Raw genomic sequence first — 18,319 nt, 5'->3', positions numbered from 1 at the left:
AGTGAGATAGAATACGAACAGGTGACGCTATGATAAAGGCGATTAAAAACTATTTCTTTCCCACGATTGATAAAGACGTCAGAGAACTGATGGATCAGACCTGCACAAGGAATATTAAAAACGTATCACTTGTAGTGGCCGTTTTTGAAACCTTGACGCTGCTTCTCTTTGTGCTGTCCAGAAAGAGCTTTGGGCACCAAGAGTGGCTTAGTATCGGAAGCGTTATGTTCTGTATCATCACATGCTTAAGCGTATTTTTTGTCACAAGATATATGCTTTCAAAAGATGAGCTCGATCATCTAAAGGTTGAGCTTATGCAGATTATCTACTATATACTAATGTCTTTGTGGTCTATGTGGGGGTCGTATCGCAGGTATGAGCGCGGCGAGCAGATACTCACTTTCTACGCCTGTGAAGTGATGCTGGTATGTTTTATAGTCCTGAAACCCTGGACAAGCACCTTGATGACTCTCTATACCTATGTTGTCCTTTATTCTGTCATTCTCAAGGCAGACGGAGGCGCCGGGATCAATACCATAAACTATTCAATACTGGTTCTGGTTTCAGCCATCGGAATGGGAATGCGCTTTCATTCCTTGAGAAATACCTCTGAAGCTACTATCAAGCTTGAAAAGTCCAAGAACTCTGAAATACAGGACAAGATGAACATCCTTCAGTCTATAGCTGATATTTACGATAAGGTAAATCTTATTGATTTTATCGAGAATACTGAGATGTCGGTAAGAGACAAGGATCACGTCAAATACAATCTCGACCTTAGCGTTCATAAACATACTGTTATGAGCACGAAGATAAGAGAGAAGGTCATGCCTGATCAGCTCGATGACTTCATAGCTTTTACGGATATCAGTACCGTCAGAGAAAGACTTGTTGGAAAAAGACTTCTCAGTGAAGATTTCATTGATGTGGTAGACGGATGGTTCAGAGCCCAGTACATCCCGGTGGAAGTTGACGATGAAGGCATGCCGACGCAGGTTGTATTCACTACAAGAAATGTTGATGACGAGAGACAGCGTGAAGAACGTCTTGTCAGAATTGCTATGACGGATGAACTGACAAGGCTCTTCAATCGCCGAAGCTATGAAGAGGACCTTGACGAGTGCGAGAAAAACGGTCTTGATAAAGACTTTGTCATTTTATCAGCGGACGTTAACGGCCTGAAGAGAGTAAACGACACCATGGGACATGCCGGTGGCGATGAGCTCCTTAAGGGGGCTGCGGAATGTCTTTTACTGGGGATTGCAAGTAAGGGCAAGGTTTACCGAATAGGTGGTGACGAATTTGCAGCAATCCTGCATACCGGGGATCCTGAAGCAGTTAAAAGAGATATTGAAAGCTATGTTGATAAGTGGTCCGGACAGTATTCGGAAAAGCTTTCTATATCCATTGGATATGCAACACATGCAGATAACGAGAGCCTTGATATTGTAGGGCTTGAGAAGAAGGCTGATGATGAGATGTACCGGGCTAAGGCCAGGTATTATGCAACAAGCGGTATAGACAGAAGGACAAGCAACAGATGAGTCAAACTGAAACGTCCCCAATGACTCATCAAGCGGTAAATTATGGAAAATTCCAAAAAGCTTATCGCCTTTATGGGCGGAATGATCGACGAAGAAAAGAACTGCTACTTCATCCGTTCGATGGAAGAAGAATGCAGAAAGCGCGGCTATCTGATGATCGTCTTCGGTTTTTCTGAGACCACATTCAGTGATCAGGACAGAAACAACTGCGAGATGAAACTTACTCAGATGGCTGGTTTTCTTGACCTAAAAGCGATCATCGTTCAGCTTGAGTTTATAAAGAACGACTATCTTATAGATGCCTTCAGGAGGCTTGCAGCCAGGAAAAAGATCCCTTTCATTGCCATGGAGCGCACGCTTCCTGACTGCATGAATATTTCCATGAATTATAAAAACGGCTTTGCCGAGATGGTAAGGCACGTTGTACAGGCTCATGGCTGCAGAGATATCTACATGATGGCTGGAATTGAAGGCGATCATTTTTCTGAGGAGAGAATAGAGGCTTACAAGCAGGTCCTTACAGAGAACGGAATTACCATCAATGAAAAGAGAATTGGCTATGGACAGTTTTGGGATAAACCTGCAAGAGAAGTGACAAAAGCACTTTTAAAAGAGGGTAATCTCCCTGAGGCAATTGTATGCGCCAATGACAATATGGCCATTGCTGTAAGTGATGAGCTTCAAAAAGCCGGATACAGGATTCCGGAGGACGTGATCGTTACAGGTTTTGACGGGGAGAGAAAATGTCTTTTCAAATCTCCGTCTATTTCCACGGTTGAGCCTGACTATCAGAGCGAAGCGAGACAGATAGTCAAGATGATAATGAATAATGAAGGAAAACCTTTGGCTGGGGCTGATGAAAAGGTTGGCTTTAACCTGAGGCTCAGAGGATCCTGTGGCTGCAACAGGCCAGAGGATACTCTTTCTATTGACGATGTCAGTTCGCTTTCTGAGTACTACGATGATGTCAACTGGGCTGTAACCAATATAAATAGCCTGTTCGCACAGGCAGCGATGCTTGAGACGCTCACGGACCTTTCAAGAGTTACGCAGGAGACGCTCTGGCTCTGGAAAAGAGATTTTCAGTTCGTTGCGCTTAACTCCGACCTTCTTCGCGAAGAGAACTGCGTCTTTGGAAAGGGAAAATACACGACGTTCTTTAGCTTTATGGACGGCGACTCATCAGGAATAGGGGATACTTTTAGCGAGGATATTCTGTTTCCTGATTTTGATACCATCGCAGCAAAGAGCAATATCAGCATAATGTTTGTAAAACTCCTTCATTCCGGTGGCAGAATCTTTGGCTATCTGGTTGAAGGAATGGAAAATGTAAATGACAGGGCAGTGAGAAGGTGCGAAGAATTCGGAATGCTCCTCTCGACAGCTATTAATGTTGTGGATGTAAACAGAAACCTCATCCGTATGCATAAAGAGATTGAGAAGGTTTCCGTCAGGGATTATCTGACCGGAATCTTTAACAGGCGAGGGTTCTTTGGCGAGCTTGATACGCTCATCAATATGCCGTACAACCAGGGCAAGTTCCTCACAATCTTTTCCGTTGATATGGATGGGCTTAAGCACATCAACGATTACTATGGCCATGCTGAGGGTGACTTTGCGATACAATGCATCGCAGAGGCTGTACAGCACATAGCTTCGCGCAATGGAATCAGTGCGCGCTTTGGCGGCGATGAATTTGCGTGCGCAATGATATCCGAGATGCCTGTCAATTTATCGGCGGACACCTTCAGAAGTCGCATCGCAAGCTTCCTTGCACAGAGAAAAGACATTTCGAAAAAGGAGTATGCAATAACCGCCAGCGTAGGCAGTGCATCTACGATTATTGATGATAACATCAAAATTGAGAAACTGATAATTGAGGCCGATGATGCCATGTACGCCGACAAAAAGCTCAAGAATGAGAGACTCTTGACATAAAGCTTTAAAATGGGTATCATTATCTTTGTCGCTTGCGGAAGTGGCGGAATGGCAGACGCGCATGGTTCAGGTCCATGTGTTGGCAACAACATGAGGGTTCAAGTCCCTTCTTCCGCATTTGAAACGAAGCACCCCCGATGCCTGTGGCATCGGGGGTTTTTTCGTTTCAAAGGGGGAGAGTCCTCTCCCCCCTGAGGGTTTCCCCTACGGGGACTAGGAAGCACAAAAAGCGCGCTTTTGTCGCTTCCCTTCTTCCGTTAAAAAAACATAAATTTACATCTTGTGCAAACCCCCTTTGGAATATAGAATGTATAAGAATGAAATCGAATAGGGGAGGAAGATCATGGCACAGAGAACTGATATACACAAAGTACTGATAATCGGCTCGGGACCGATTGTTATTGGACAGGCGTGTGAGTTTGACTATTCCGGAACGCAGGCATGCAAGGCACTTAGGAGCCTGGGGTACGAAATAGTCCTCGTTAATTCAAATCCCGCAACTATCATGACGGATCCGGAGATGGCTGATAAGACTTATATTGAGCCTCTTAATGTGGACCGTGTTGCTGCAGTTATTGAAAAAGAAAGGCCGGATGCTCTTCTACCTAATCTTGGTGGTCAGTCAGGCCTTAATCTATGTTCTGAGTTATATAAGGCCGGTATTCTCGACAAATTCAACGTAAAAGTTATAGGTGTTCAGGTTGACGCTATTGAGCGTGGCGAAGACAGAACAGAATTTAAAAAGACAATGGACATGCTTGGTATTGAGATGGCAAGATCCAAGGCATGCTATAGCATAGAAGAAGCTCTCGCAGAAGCCGATGAGCTTGGATATCCGGTTGTACTTCGTCCTGCGTATACCATGGGCGGAGCAGGCGGCGGACTTGTCTATAATAAAGAAGAGCTTCAGACAGTCTGCTCACGTGGTCTGCAGGCATCCATCATCCATCAGGTTCTTGTTGAGGAATCAATCCTTGGTTGGGAGGAGCTTGAGCTTGAGGTTGTCCGCGACAAAGATAACAACATGATCACGGTATGCTTTATTGAAAACGTAGATCCTGTCGGTGTTCACACAGGTGATTCCTTCTGTACTGCACCAATGCTCACAATTTCCGAGGACCTTCAGAAAGAGCTCCAGAGACAGGCTTACAAGATTGTAGAACACATCGGAGTTATCGGTGGTACCAACGTACAGTTTGCCCATGATCCCAAGACCGGAAGAATCGTTGTTATCGAGATCAACCCCAGAACTTCCCGTTCATCAGCCCTTGCCAGCAAGGCTACAGGCTTCCCTATCGCCCTTGTATCAGCCAAGCTCGCAACAGGACTTACATTATCGGAACTCCCTGATTCTAAGTTCGGAACACTTGATAAATACGTGCCAAACGGCGACTACGTTGTTGTTAAGTTCGCCCGCTGGGCATTTGAGAAATTCCACGGCGTAGAGGACAAGCTGGGAACCCAGATGAGAGCCGTTGGAGAAGTAATGAGTATCGGCAAGAACTTCAAGGAAGCCTTCCAGAAGGCCATCAGATCTCTTGAGAAGGACCGCTTCGGTCTTGGCTGCATAGAGAAGTTTGAAGAGATGCCGGTAAAAGAGCTCCTGCGACGCCTTAAGGATGCTTCCTCAGAGAGATACTTCCTTATGTATGAAGCTATGAAGAAGGGCGTTACAGTAGAGGAACTCTGCGACATTACAAAAGTCAAAGAGTACTTCGTAAGCCAGATGAAAGAGCTTGTGGATGAGGAGACAGCTCTTTTGACCAAATATAACGGTAAGGTTCCGGAAAGCGCAGACCTTATTAAAGCCAAGGAAGACGGCTTCTCAGATAAGTACCTGGCTAAGGTTCTCTCTGTATCCGAGGATGACATCAGAGCAGGAAGAGAAGGCGCAGGCCTTACAGAGAACTGGGACGGCGTTCACGTATACGGCACCGACGGAAGTGCTTATTACTACTCAACCTATCAGAAAGAAAGCGCACTTGAGAATCCTATGAAGCTCTCAGAGGGCGCTGAGAATAAGAAGATCATGATCCTGGGCGGAGGCCCTAACAGGATCGGTCAGGGTATTGAGTTTGACTACTGCTGCGTACATGCAAGCCTTGCACTTAAGAAGCTCGGCTTTGAGACAATCATCGTAAACTGCAACCCTGAGACTGTATCAACAGACTATGACACCTCAGACAAGCTTTACTTTGAGCCACTTACTCTTGAGGATGTACTTCAGATCTACCGCAAGGAAAAGCCACTTGGCGTAATCGCTCAGTTCGGCGGACAGACACCTCTTAACCTTGCAGCCAAGCTCAAGGAAGAGGGCGTAAATATCCTCGGAACAACACCTGAAGTAATCGACCTTGCTGAGGACAGAGACCAGTTCCGCATGATGATGGACAAGCTTGGAATCCCTATGGCAGAGTCGGGAATGGCTTCAAACGTAGAAGAGGCCAAGACAATAGCAGCAAGGATTGGGTATCCTGTTATGGTTCGTCCTTCCTTCGTTCTTGGCGGACGCGGAATGGAGATCGTAAGGGATGAGGATTCAATGGAAGGCTACATGAAAGCCGCTGTAGGTGTTACGCCTGACAGACCTATCCTTATCGACAGATTCCTTCACAACGCACTTGAGTGCGAGGCAGATGCTATAAGCGATGGCAAGGCAGCCTTTGTCCCTGCGGTTATGGAGCACATTGAGCTTGCCGGAATCCACTCCGGTGATTCAGCCTGCATCATACCTTCCAAGCACATTTCGGAAAAGAACCTTAAGACAATCGAGGAGTACACCAGAAAGATCGCTGTTGAGATGAATGTTGTAGGTCTTATGAACATGCAGTACGCCATCGAGGATGACACTGTATATGTTCTTGAGGCTAATCCCAGAGCATCCCGTACAGTTCCGCTGGTTTCAAAGGTTTGCGGAATCAAGATGGTTCCTGTTGCAACAGACATCATCACATCACAGCTCACCGGCAGACCTTCACCTGTTCAGGGACTGATCGATGGCAAGAAGAAGGATGAGCCTCCGTACTACGGAGTAAAAGAGGCTGTATTCCCGTTCAATATGTTCCCTGAGGTTGACCCTGTTCTCGGACCTGAGATGAGATCAACCGGAGAAGTCCTCGGACTTGCTAAGACTCCCGGAGAAGCTTTCTTTAAGGCATACGAGGCAGCAGGCGGAGCACTTCCTCTTAGCGGAGCAGTACTTATTTCACTGAACAGAGAGGATAAGCCTGAGGCAGCAAGCATTGCAAAGAGCTTTGCAGAGGAAGGCTTTAAGATATACGCAACAGGCAAGACCTACGAGACCATTATAGAAGCCGGAATTGAGGCTACAAGGATAAACAAGAACTTCGAGGGCGGAAGACCAAACGTAGAGGACATCATCAAGAACGGCGATGTTCAGCTGGTCATCAACTCTCCAATCGGCAAGTACACTCAGCACGACGACGGATACCTCAGAAGAGCTGCCATCAAGGCAAGGATTCCTTATATCACCACCGTTGCTGCTGCTAAGGCCGCTGCAGAGGGCGTTCGCCAGGTAAAAGAGAACGGCGCCGGCAATATCAGTTCACTCCAGGAGTATCACAAATCCCTTGACTAAAAGGGAGTAAAAAAGGTGTATACTTAGGTTAGATTTCTTTTGACAAGGAGGGGATTATGGAAGGAACAGGCGAGAACACAAACATTACTGTAAACGGCAATGCTGAGATGCTTAAGGTCGACAAAAAACATCTCTTCTGGCAGAGGCTGTCGGCTCTGGCGGTAGTGGCTACATTCCTTGTAGTTCTTTTGGTGGCAATGATCCTGGTACCACAGGTTACGACTACTCTTGGCAATATCAACAAGGTTGCAAAGGATGCAGAAGAGGCGATTGCCAATGTTGATACCATGGTCCTTGAGATGACCGATGCCAGCAAGAATCTTAACCAGCTTGTGGGGGACAATTCCGAAGCTCTTACCGAGGCAGTCACCAACATGTCAAACGTTGATTTTGACGGCCTTAATAAGGCGATAAAGGACCTCCAGGATACAGTCGGCCCTATGGCAAATTTCTTTAATAAATTCAGGTAAGCCGGGATTTTGGAGATATGTAACATGGAAATAGAAGTTTCATCATTTTTTAATCTGAGCCACTACGAGTACGGAGAGGCATATTTTGGAAGCCACAAGGGCATGAGATATCGCCTGGCAAGAGACCCTCTTGAAAACGTTAAGTTTACTCCCGTTGATCAGAGAGGACCGGCTACACTTATGGCAACCGTATGGCCTGAGCCAAATGCTTACGGCAAGACGGATCCGTCACTTATGACAAACGAGCACTTTGAAGTTTCTCAGGAAGGGCTTGAAGAGGCTGTTAAGTGGATAAATGACCAGTATACAAGCCGTCTTGGAGAGTGGAACAGGTAAATGTACTAAATTTTGAAAAATTTAATTTAGAAAAAAAGGATTTTAAGATCCCACGTCGAATATTTATGATGTGGGGTCTTTTTTTCTGACAGGCCCACATAAATCCAATATTCAGAAAGAAGAAAACATTGAAAATTCGCGAAAAACTTGAAGACAGAGAGACTAGAATCTTAAGCAAGCATGCTACTCTCAGCATGAATTCCAAGGGACGTGAAAAAGAAGAAAAGGATTGTGATATCAGGCCTTGCTTCCAAAGAGACCGTGACAGGATTCTTTATTCCAAGTCATTCAGAAGGCTCAAGGACAAGACCCAGGTCTTTTTGTCGCCTGACGGGGATCACTACAGGACCAGAATGACCCACACCCTTGAGGTATCTCAGAATGCAAGGACCATTGCCAAGGCGCTTATGCTCAATGAGGACCTGGCAGAGGCTATTGCCTTGGGGCACGACCTCGGTCATACACCTTTCGGCCATGCGGGCGAGAGGGCTCTTAATGCTGTGAGTCCCGATGGGTTTAAGCACAATGAACAGAGCCTTCGCATAGTTGAGAAGCTTGAGAACTATGGCAAGGGACTCAATCTTACCTGGGAAGTCAGGGACGGTATCGTGAATCATGAGATGGACCTTACTCCGGGAACACTTGAGGGCAAGGTTGTCCGTCTTTCTGACAAGATTGCTTATATGCATCACGATATGGACGATGCAATAAGAGGAGGTATCATCACCGAGAAGGATGTTCCGGAGGATCTGGCAAAAGTGATCGGCCATACCAACGGAGAGTGGCTGGATACCTTCATCCACGACATAATAGCCACCAGTATGGATAAAGACGACATCAGGATGTCTGATGAGGTATATGATGCTTTCCACAAGCTCCGCAGATTCATGTTTGACAGGGTTTATACCAACCCGATAGCCAAGGGGCAGGAAGGCAAGGTAGAGGACATGATCAAATTCCTCTATCAGTACTATATTGATCATCAGGATCTTTTACCTGAGTATCTGAAAAATATGAAAGACAGGGGAGAGGCTACCGGGGAGAGAATAGTCTGCGACTACGTCAGCTCCATGACTGACAGATATGCGGTTGCAGTATTTGAGGAGGTATTCGTACCGCACTCCTGGGCAGTACTTTGACAACAGTGGGGAGAAACAATTGCGATATTCAGATGACATCATAGAAGAAGTCAGATCGCGAAACGACATTGTGGATGTGGTCGGACAGTACGTCCACCTGCAGAAAAAGGGAGCCAACTACTTTGGCCTTTGTCCCTTCCACAATGAGAAATCCGGCTCTTTTTCCGTATCACAGAGTAAGCAGATATTTCACTGCTTCGGCTGCGGAGCCGGTGGTAACGTGATCAGCTTTTTGATGAAATATGACAACTTAACATTTACAGAAGCTCTGCAGCAGCTGGCTGAGAGAGCGGGAGTGAGGCTCCCGGAAGCGGACGATTCACCGCAGGCAAGGGCCATGAGAGATAAGAGGCAGATGCTTCTTGATATCAACAGAGAAGCTGCCAAGTACTACTACAGAAACCTAAGGGCCAAGAGCGGCGAAAAGGGCATGCAGTACTTTAAGCAGAGACAGCTTACCGATGAAACCATGAAGCACTTTGGCCTTGGATTTGCCAATATGACTTCGGATGATTTGGTCAAGTACCTTCGGCAGATGGGCTTTGAGGACAAGCTGATAATCGAGGCCGGACTTGCATCCTTTGATGAGCAGAGAGGAACTCATGATAAGTTCTGGAACAGAGTAATGTTCCCGATATCAGATGCTCAGGGCAAGGTCATAGGCTTTGGCGGACGAGTAATGGGAGATGGCAAGCCCAAGTACCTTAACTCTCCGGAGACTCCGATATTTGACAAGAGCCGAAATCTCTTTGGACTTAATTATGCCAAGAGTTCAAAAGCAGGTTACATGATAATCTGCGAGGGATATATGGATGTAATAGCCATGCATCAGGCGGGCTTTGACATGGCAGTGGCTTCCCTGGGAACAGCTTTTACCATGGGACAGGCCATGATCCTTAAGAGATACACCGACACCGTAGTCCTCTCCTATGACAGTGACGAAGCCGGAACCAAGGCGGCCATGAGAGGCATCGGAATCCTTAAGGAAGTCGGACTTAAGGGCAAGGTCTTAGATCTAAGGCCTTACAAGGATCCTGACGAGTTCATCAAGAACCTGGGCAAGGACGAATTCGAACAAAGAGTTAAGAACGCAGAGAATCCGTTTTTCTTTGAGGCAAGAGTGGAGGAGTCAAGGCATGACATGTCTGACCCGGTATCCAAGACCGAGTTCCACAGAAAGCTTGCAGCTATGCTCTGCGAATTCGAGGAGGCTGTTGAGAGAGAGAATTACATCGAAGCGACAGCAGCCAGATATAACATAGCAGTGGATGACCTTCGAAAGCTTGTAAGCGCCACTGCAGCCAAGGGAGTGCCCGTGCGGACTGACAATACTCCGAAGTCCGGGGCAGCCGTTAAGAAGACTCCCGAGGACAGCGCAAGGAAGAATCAAAGACTCCTTCTTACCTGGCTTACCGATGAGCCGGGGATTCTTCCCAAGGTAACCAAATGGGTAACGCCTGAGGATTTCTCAGATGATCTATATAGAAGCGTTGCAGAAGAGCTTTTTGCCGGAATGCAGAGTGGGAACTTTTCACCGGCAGCAGTCATTGACAGGTTTGGCGATGAAGAGGAACATCGGCAGGTGGCCGAAATGTTCAACACCAATCTTGTGGATATCGAGACACCTGATCAAAGGCGCAAGGCTTTTCACGACATTATCTACGCCGTCAAGCAGGCGGGATATGAGAGGCAAAAAAAGATGCTTAAGCCCGATGATCCTCAGTACCTTATGAAGACCATCCAGGGCAAGAAAGATCTGGAGAAGCTGGCTCATGCCGACATTTCCCCGGATGACTGAAATGAAAAAATCTATCTAAAAGAAAAGGAAGAATAAAATGGCAACTAAGAAAGAGACAACAAAGGAAACAGAGAAGAAGACTAAGGCAGCAGCAAAGAGCACCAAGGCAGCTGCCAAGGAAGCTCCTGCTAAGAAGGAAACAGCCAAGAAAGAGACTGCTAAAAAGGAAAAGGCTGTTAAGGAAGAAAAGGCAGTTAAGGAAGCTCCCGCTAAGAAGGAGAAAGCAGCCAAGGAAGCTCCTGCCAAGAAGGAGACAGCCAAGAAGACTTCCAAGAAGGCAGCAGCTGAGGAGGGCGTTAAGGAGACCAAGAAGAGTAAGGCAGCTAAGGCTGCTGAGCCTGAAGTTAATGCTGCGGCTGATGGTGAACTTGACGATGCAACCAAGGAGCTCTTTTCCCAGAAGATAAAAGAGATCCTTGCTCTTGCCAAGAAGAAGAAAAATGTCCTTGAGTATGCAGAGATCAGCGATTTCTTTGCAGACATGGGACTTAACGAGGAGCAGCTCGATAACGTTCTTGAGGTCCTTGAGAACTCAGGAATCGACGTTCTTCGTGTTTCCGATGATGTAGATGATCTTCCCGATGATGATGACATGATCATCTCAGAGGAGGACGAGGTTGATATGGAGAATATCGACCTGTCAGTTCCTGATGGAATCAGCATCGAGGATCCTGTAAGAATGTACCTTAAGGAAATCGGTAAGGTTCCGCTTCTTACAGCTGAGCAGGAGATCGATCTTGCCAAGGCCATGGAAGCAGGTCTTGACGCAGAGAAGACTCTTGCAGAGGATGAGGGCAAGAACAAGCTCTCTGATGCCAAGAAGAAAGAGCTTAACCAGATCATATACGAGGGAAATGAGGCTAAGAAGCGCCTTGCAGAAGCTAACCTCCGTCTCGTTGTAAGTATTGCCAAGAGATATGTCGGAAGAGGAATGCTCTTCCTTGACCTTATTCAGGAAGGTAACCTGGGTCTTATCAAGGCTGTTGAGAAGTTCGATTTCAGAAAGGGATTCAAGTTCTCAACATATGCTACATGGTGGATCAGACAGGCCATCACAAGAGCTATCGCCGATCAGGCCAGAACTATCCGTATCCCTGTACATATGGTTGAGACCATCAACAAGCTCATCCGTGTAAGCAGACAGCTCCTTCAGGAACTCGGCCGTGAGCCACTTCCCGAGGAAGTTGCAAAGGAGATGAACCTCCCTGTAGAGCGTGTTCGTGAGATCCTAAAGATTTCTCAGGAGCCTGTATCCTTAGAGACACCTATCGGTGAAGAGGAAGATTCACATCTTGGTGATTTCATTCAGGACGACAACGTTCCTGTACCTGCTGATGCAGCAGCATTCACACTCCTTAAGGAGCAGCTGGTTGAGGTTCTTGATACTCTTACAGAGCGTGAGCAGAAGGTACTTAGGCTCAGATTCGGTCTTGATGACGGAAGAGCAAGAACTCTTGAGGAAGTAGGAAAAGAGTTCAACGTAACCCGTGAGCGTATCCGTCAGATCGAGGCTAAGGCTCTCCGTAAGCTCCGTCATCCAAGCAGAAGCCGTAAGCTCAAGGATTATCTTGACTGATATGAATGAAAAAAAATCACTCGATGATGTAGCTGTGAAAATGTCCCTTCGCCTTCGGACAGTGGCTGATATGCTAAGGGGCGATGGTGCCCATAAGTGCACTGCCGATGTGGGATGTGACCACGGCTACGTATCTATCTATCTTGTTCAAAATAAGATTTCAGAATCTGCCATAGCAATGGACGTCCGCAAGGGCCCCCTTGCCATGGCAGAGAGTAATATACGAGAATATTCCCTGGAAAAAGATATACAGACAAGGCTTTCAGACGGCCTTACAGAGCTTCATGAAGCTGAAGCAGACTCTCTCGTGATCGCTGGAATGGGCGGGAAACTCATGATCAGCATCCTTGAGAAAAAGGACCTTGTGGGACTTGGAATTAAGACAGCTGTTCTACAGCCTCAGTCAGATATCTGCCTCTTTAGAGAGTACCTGAGGGAAAAGGACTTTGCCATAATCGACGAGCGCATCATCCTCGACGAAGGCAAATACTACTTCCCCATAAAAGTGAGCCCCAGGGACGGAGTCAGTGGCTCATTTTCTGAACTTGAGAAAGCGATAGCTCTTTTCACCGGAATATGTGATCCCGACATGGCGCTTAAGGCCTGCAATCTCTATGGTGAGCACAATATTCTAAGGAGAGATCCGCTACTAAAAGACTTCCTTCTCCATGGCAGAGAAGTAGATGAGTCCATTCTTAAGGGACTTGATGAAAGGGAACATTCAAAGAGATATCTCGATGTAAAAAACAGCCTGGATATAATAAGTGCTGTTCTTGCGCTTTTTGATTAAGACCAAAAGTGAGGTGAGCATATGCCTGTAATTACTGTTAACGGAATTCAAAAAGAATACGACAAGGGAACAACATTTGAAGAAATAGCCAAGGATTTTCAGAAGGATTATGAGCATAGGATTGCCTGTGTCATTTTTAACGGCAAAATCCGCGAGCTGATGAAAACACTTAAAAAGGACGGCAACCTGACTTTTGTCACATTTGCTGATACCATCGGCTTTAAGACCATGAGAAGGACTGCCGTTATGATGCTCCTTAAGGCCATAAATGATGTGGCCGGCACCAAGAAGAAATCGCCCACCAAGGTGGAGTTTGCTCTGGGTAACGGGATCTACTGCACTCTGAGAGGCATTCCGGTTACAGATGAATTTGTAAAAAAAGTATCGGACAGAATGAAGGAACTGGCTGCCGATGCAATGCCTGTCGTCAAGAAGGTTTATCCGCTGGATGAGGCGATAGAGCTGTTCACCAAGCAGGGGATGGATGATAAGGTGTCTCTTCTTAAATACAGAAGAAGCTCTGAGATCAACGTCTACAGACTCGGTGATTTCTATGATTATTACTACGGTTATATGCTGCCGAACACTTCTTATATTGAGTTATTCCAGCTTGATAAGTATCATGACGGAATGATGCTTACTCTTCCCACCAAGGGAGCACCTGAGAAACTCGTGGTTTCTGAACCCAGGGAGAAGCTGTTTAACACCATGTCGCTCTCAACCGACTGGGGAGCAATGATGGGAATCGAGAACGTAGGTGACCTTAACAACATGATCTGCGAGGGCAGGATAAATGAGATGATCCTGGTAAACGAAGCTCTTCAGGAGAGCAGGATCGCAGACATTGCAAGAAAGATATTCCAGAGAGTTGACGTCAAGTTCGTAATGATAGCAGGACCGAGTTCTTCAGGTAAGACCAGCTTTGCCAACAGGCTATCTATTCAGCTTCGTACCTACGGACTTACTCCTCACCCGATAAGTCTTGATAATTACTTTGTAAACAGAGATGACACTCCTCTTAACGAGGATGGAAGCTACAACTTTGAGTGTCTCGAAGCTCTTGATGTTGAGAGATTTAATCAGGACATGACAAGACTTTTAAAGGGCGAAAGAGTCGAGATGCCCGAGTTTAATTTCGTGACAGGAAAGCGTGAGATGAATGGCGATTTCCTCCAGCTTGGTAAGAACGACGTCCTCGTAATCGAGGGAATCCACGGACTTAATGAGAAGATGAGTTATGCACTTCCGGCAGAGTCCAAGTTCAAGATCTACATCAGCGCACTTACAACTCTTAACATTGACAATCACAACCGAATTGCAACAACCGACGGCAGACTCCTTCGAAGGATGGTCAGGGATGCAAGAACCCGTGGCGCATCTGCCAAGAAGACCATCAGCATGTGGGCTTCGGTAAGAGCCGGCGAGGAAGCCAACATCTTCCCATTCCAGGAAGAGGCCGATGAGATGTTCAACTCAGCTCAGATCTACGAGCTGGCTATCATCAAGCAGTACGCAGAGCCGCTACTTTTCAACATAGGCAAGGACGAGCCTGAGTACTACGAAGCCAAGAGACTTCTTAAGTTCCTCGACTACTTCGTAAGCGTAGACAGTTCATTCCTTCCGAAGAATTCTATTTGCAGAGAATTCGTGGGCGGAAGCTGCTTCAAGGTATGATTTTTGGGTGAGTCAGTGGGGACGTTTCAGTTTGACTCATTTTGCAAGACAAAATGAGTCAAACTGAAACGTCCCCACTGACTCACCCTTTACTTTCCACAAGAATAAAAACGTTTTAAAAAAATCACACTTAAATAAAAAAAGTGTGATTTTTTGTTGCCCTTTTCCTCTCTATAATCAAAAACATCATAAATCTAATTTCACTATTGGGAGGAAAGAATATGAAATTTAGAAAGATAATGGCAACTTTGCTTGCAGGTGTTATGACGCTTTCACTTGCAGCATGCGGACAGTCAGCTACAGGAACAGAGTCTGCTTCTACAGATTCAGCTACTTCTGAGGAAGCTCCTGCAGCAGAGGCAGCTGAGAACACAAACACAGAGACAGCCGGAACAGACGGCGAGAAACTCGTTATCTGGACACTGGCAAAAGACCTTCAGACCTTCGCTGAGAAGTATGTAGAAGATCACAACGTACAGATCGAGACAGTAGTTATCGAGCCTGCTGACTATGTAACAAAGGTTCAGACAGCTCTTAACGGCGGACAGACAACACCTGATATTATCGTAGGTGAGCCTCAGATGCTTGAGGACTTCTATGATGCAGGTTACTTCGAGGATCTTAACCAAGCTCCTTACAACGCTCAGGACTACAAGGGACAGATCGTTGATTACGTTTGGGAAGTTGGTCAGGATAAAGATGGTATCCAGAGAGCAATCTCTTACCAGATCACTCCTGCAGGTATCTACTACAGAAGAGACATCGCTAAGGATGTATTCGGAACAGATGATCCCGATGAGATCGGAAAGCTCTTCAAAGATTATCCTACAATTCTTGATACAGCTGAGAAGCTTAAGAGCGCAGGATATCGTATCTTCGCATCAGATGCTGAGATCGGCTATTTCTCAGGAGATACAGCTTGGGTAGTAAACGATACTCTTAACGTAGATCAGGCAAGACTTGATTACATGGATCTTGTTACAGATCTTTACCAGAACGACCTTACAGCTTATGCAAACCAGTGGTCAACACCTTGGTACCAGGCTATGGCCGGTGAGGTTCCAATCCTTACAGCAGCAGTTCAGAGCTACGCTGATGATTCTATCAACGTATGGGATGCAGAAGGATTCGCAGAGGCAACTAAGGACCTTGATAAGACACAGGTATTCGCATTTGGTCTTCCTAGCTGGGGCGTTCTCACACTTAGAGACAACGTAGGCGAGACATCAGGAAGCTGGGGCGTTTGCTCAGGTCCTTCATACGGATTCGGTGGTGGTACATTCATCGGTATCTCAGCTATGTCAGAGCACAAAGATCTTGCATGGGATTTCCTTAAGTGGGTAACACTTGACGAGAGCACAGCTGAGTGGTGGATCGAGAAGTCAGAAGGCGACACAGTTTCACTTGTATCTGTTCTTGAGAAGCACAAAGATGATGCTAACGAAGTTTACGGCGGTGAGCACCTCTACTCATTCTGGCAGGAGCAGGCAGCAGGTATCGACTACTCAAAGGTTACACGTTTCGACAAGATCATCAACGATGCTTGGGGCGCAGCTTGCACAGCAGTTAAGACAGGTGAGATGGATAAGGAAGCAGCTATCAGCGAGTTCTATGATGTAGTTGAGTCAACATATCCTGAAATTACAATAAACAGATAATTAAGAGATAACTTTTATGAAGAAAAGAGCATCAATGAGGAAAAAGAATAGGGAAAATGCTGCATATCTGTTTGTGCTGCCATTTGTAATAGTATTTCTGATATTCAGTGTTTACCCCGTTTTAAGGACATTGTTCCTGAGTTTTACAGAATATAAGGGATATGGCGAGCCCGTCTTTAACGGGCTTGCCAATTACACCAGAGTGCTTAAGGATAAGTTCTTCTGGAGAGCTCTTCGTAACACTGTTAAGATGTGGTCACTCAACATCGTCCTTCAGCTGGGCATGGCGTTTCTTTTGACTATCATATTCAGTGATATAAAGTACAAGCTTCGCGGCCTTGCAATATTCAGGGCAGTGTACTATCTGCCAAACCTGATCGCTGCAACATCTGTAGCTTTCCTGTTCAAGACACTTCTTGACTGGAAGTACGGAACATTTAACCAGATTCTTCTGGCTACAGGTATTGTTGATCAGCAGATCAACTGGCTGGGACAGAGATCAACAGCCTGGGCGGTTATCGGTGTCATACAGGCTTGGATGTGGTTTGGAAATTCCTTCATCATTCTGATGGCGGGAGTGCAGGGTATACCTACTGATTATTTTGAAGCAGCAGCTATTGACGGTGCAGGTAGATGGAAGGTATTCGGAAGTATAACACTTCCGCTCCTTAGACCAATTCTTCTATATGTTGCTGTAACATCACTTATCGGTGGTCTTCAGCTCTTTGACCTGCCATTCCTTATGAACGGAACCGGCGGACCTTCAACAGCAGGAGAACCCGGCGGAACACTGCAGACAGTTGTTATGTATCTGTTCAAGTTTGGATTTGAAACTCATCAGGTGGGCTTTGCTTCAGCAATAGCATACACATTGTTCTTTATCATTTTATTTGTATCAATCATGGAATTTAAATTCATCGGTGGAAAGGAGGATTAAAGCATGGCAACCAAAATTAAAAGAGCAATTCTTTACATAGCGCTCATAATACTTGGTCTGATGTGCCTTCTTCCCTTTTGGCTGATGATGGTAAATTCAACAAGGTCAGGCGTTGAAATAACGCATTCCTTTTCATTTCTGCCGGGACACAGTCTAAAAGACAACTGGAAAGTTCTCTTTGACTATGTGAATCTCTTTTTGGGACTTCTTAATAGTTTCAAGGTTGCTGTTCCGGCAACTCTCCTAACAGCCTACTTCTCAGCTATCACAGCTTTTGGTATGGCTATGTACAATTGGAAAGGGAATAACGTTCTTTTTAGAGTAATAGTAGTATTTATGATGATCCCGGCACAGCTTTCACTGATTGGTTTTTACAACCTCTGTCAGAAGCTGCACCTGATCGATTCTTACATTACGCTTATTATACCGGCCATAGCTTCACCGGGAATCGTATTCTTCCTGAGGCAGTACACAAAGGCTACGCTTTCAAAATCACTTATGGAAGCAGCCAGGATCGACGGAGCAAGTGAGATCCATATCTTCCACAGGATAGTGCTTCCCATCATGGCACCGGGTATAGCAACAATGTCAATCGGAACATTTATAGGTAACTGGAATTCCTATCTGGTACCCTTGATCCTCCTTAACACACCAAAGAAAATGACCCTCCCGGTTATGATTTCTACACTTAATGCAGCAACAGATCTGCAAAAGAATCAGGGCGCTATATATTTAGGAGTTGCAATTTCAGTTATACCTATAATCATTGCTTTCTGCTTCTTCTCGAAATACATCATAAGCAGTATTTCCGCAGGAAGTGTAAAAGAATAATTTTTACCCCTAGGCTGACGCATTGTTTTA

The 18,319-nt window shown here is 45.9% G+C and carries 13 protein-coding genes and 1 tRNA gene; all 14 read left to right on the top strand.

What is annotated here, in order from left to right:
• Positions 1-29 precede the first annotated feature (29 nt).
• The 14 genes from G632_RS20880 (at position 30) to G632_RS0102535 (ending at position 18,289) form a co-directional block, all read left to right on the top strand.
• Positions 30-1,544 (top strand): GGDEF domain-containing protein, encoded by a 1,515-nt coding sequence (locus tag G632_RS20880; RefSeq protein WP_022767475.1) that lies wholly within the window; start codon positions 30-32, stop codon positions 1,542-1,544.
• A 42-nt stretch (positions 1,545-1,586) separates the two neighbouring features.
• The gene (locus tag G632_RS0102595) at positions 1,587-3,482 is read left to right on the top strand and encodes a diguanylate cyclase (protein WP_022767474.1); all 1,896 of its coding nucleotides are present in this window, start codon (positions 1,587-1,589) and stop codon (positions 3,480-3,482) included.
• A gap of 34 nt (positions 3,483-3,516) precedes the next feature.
• Positions 3,517-3,599, top strand: a tRNA-Leu gene (locus G632_RS0102590).
• Positions 3,600-3,825: 226 nt separating this feature from the next.
• The gene (gene carB, locus G632_RS0102585) at positions 3,826-7,080 is read left to right on the top strand and encodes a carbamoyl-phosphate synthase large subunit (protein WP_022767473.1); all 3,255 of its coding nucleotides are present in this window, start codon (positions 3,826-3,828) and stop codon (positions 7,078-7,080) included.
• Positions 7,081-7,136: 56 nt separating this feature from the next.
• Positions 7,137-7,550 carry a hypothetical protein gene (locus G632_RS0102580; protein ID WP_022767472.1) on the top strand — a complete coding sequence of 138 codons (414 nt, stop codon included), beginning with the start codon at positions 7,137-7,139 and terminating at the stop codon, positions 7,548-7,550.
• A gap of 24 nt (positions 7,551-7,574) precedes the next feature.
• The gene (locus G632_RS0102575) at positions 7,575-7,886 is read left to right on the top strand and encodes a hypothetical protein (protein ID WP_022767471.1); all 312 of its coding nucleotides are present in this window, start codon (positions 7,575-7,577) and stop codon (positions 7,884-7,886) included.
• Between the two features lie 128 nt (positions 7,887-8,014).
• A complete protein-coding gene (locus tag G632_RS0102570) occupies positions 8,015-9,025 on the top strand; it encodes a deoxyguanosinetriphosphate triphosphohydrolase (RefSeq protein ID WP_022767470.1) in 1,011 nt (336 codons plus the stop codon).
• 19 nt (positions 9,026-9,044) lie between these two features.
• Complete coding sequence (dnaG, locus tag G632_RS0102565) at positions 9,045-10,823, top strand: DNA primase (RefSeq protein WP_022767469.1); 1,779 nt, start codon at positions 9,045-9,047, stop codon at positions 10,821-10,823.
• A gap of 403 nt (positions 10,824-11,226) precedes the next feature.
• Positions 11,227-12,399: an RNA polymerase sigma factor RpoD gene (gene rpoD / locus G632_RS0102560; protein WP_026512342.1), complete on the top strand. Its 1,173-nt coding sequence runs from the start codon at positions 11,227-11,229 to the stop codon at positions 12,397-12,399.
• A gap of 1 nt (position 12,400) precedes the next feature.
• The gene (locus G632_RS20875) at positions 12,401-13,189 is read left to right on the top strand and encodes a class I SAM-dependent methyltransferase (RefSeq protein ID WP_022767467.1); all 789 of its coding nucleotides are present in this window, start codon (positions 12,401-12,403) and stop codon (positions 13,187-13,189) included.
• Positions 13,190-13,210: 21 nt separating this feature from the next.
• The gene (locus G632_RS0102550) at positions 13,211-14,863 is read left to right on the top strand and encodes a TGS domain-containing protein (protein ID WP_022767466.1); all 1,653 of its coding nucleotides are present in this window, start codon (positions 13,211-13,213) and stop codon (positions 14,861-14,863) included.
• A gap of 221 nt (positions 14,864-15,084) precedes the next feature.
• Complete coding sequence (locus G632_RS0102545; RefSeq protein ID WP_022767465.1) at positions 15,085-16,521, top strand: ABC transporter substrate-binding protein; 1,437 nt, start codon at positions 15,085-15,087, stop codon at positions 16,519-16,521.
• Between the two features lie 16 nt (positions 16,522-16,537).
• A complete protein-coding gene (locus G632_RS0102540) occupies positions 16,538-17,458 on the top strand; it encodes a carbohydrate ABC transporter permease (RefSeq protein ID WP_022767464.1) in 921 nt (306 codons plus the stop codon).
• 3 nt (positions 17,459-17,461) lie between these two features.
• Entirely contained in the window at positions 17,462-18,289 is an 828-nt protein-coding gene (locus G632_RS0102535; protein WP_022767463.1) for a carbohydrate ABC transporter permease, read from the top strand.
• Positions 18,290-18,319 lie beyond the last annotated feature (30 nt).

It is taken from the genome of Butyrivibrio sp. NC2007, from assembly GCF_000421405.1.
Taxonomy (GTDB): Bacteria; Bacillota; Clostridia; order Lachnospirales; family Lachnospiraceae; genus Butyrivibrio.
Note: the sequence above shows the minus strand (reverse complement) of the source record. Positions and strands in the feature narration are given on the sequence as shown.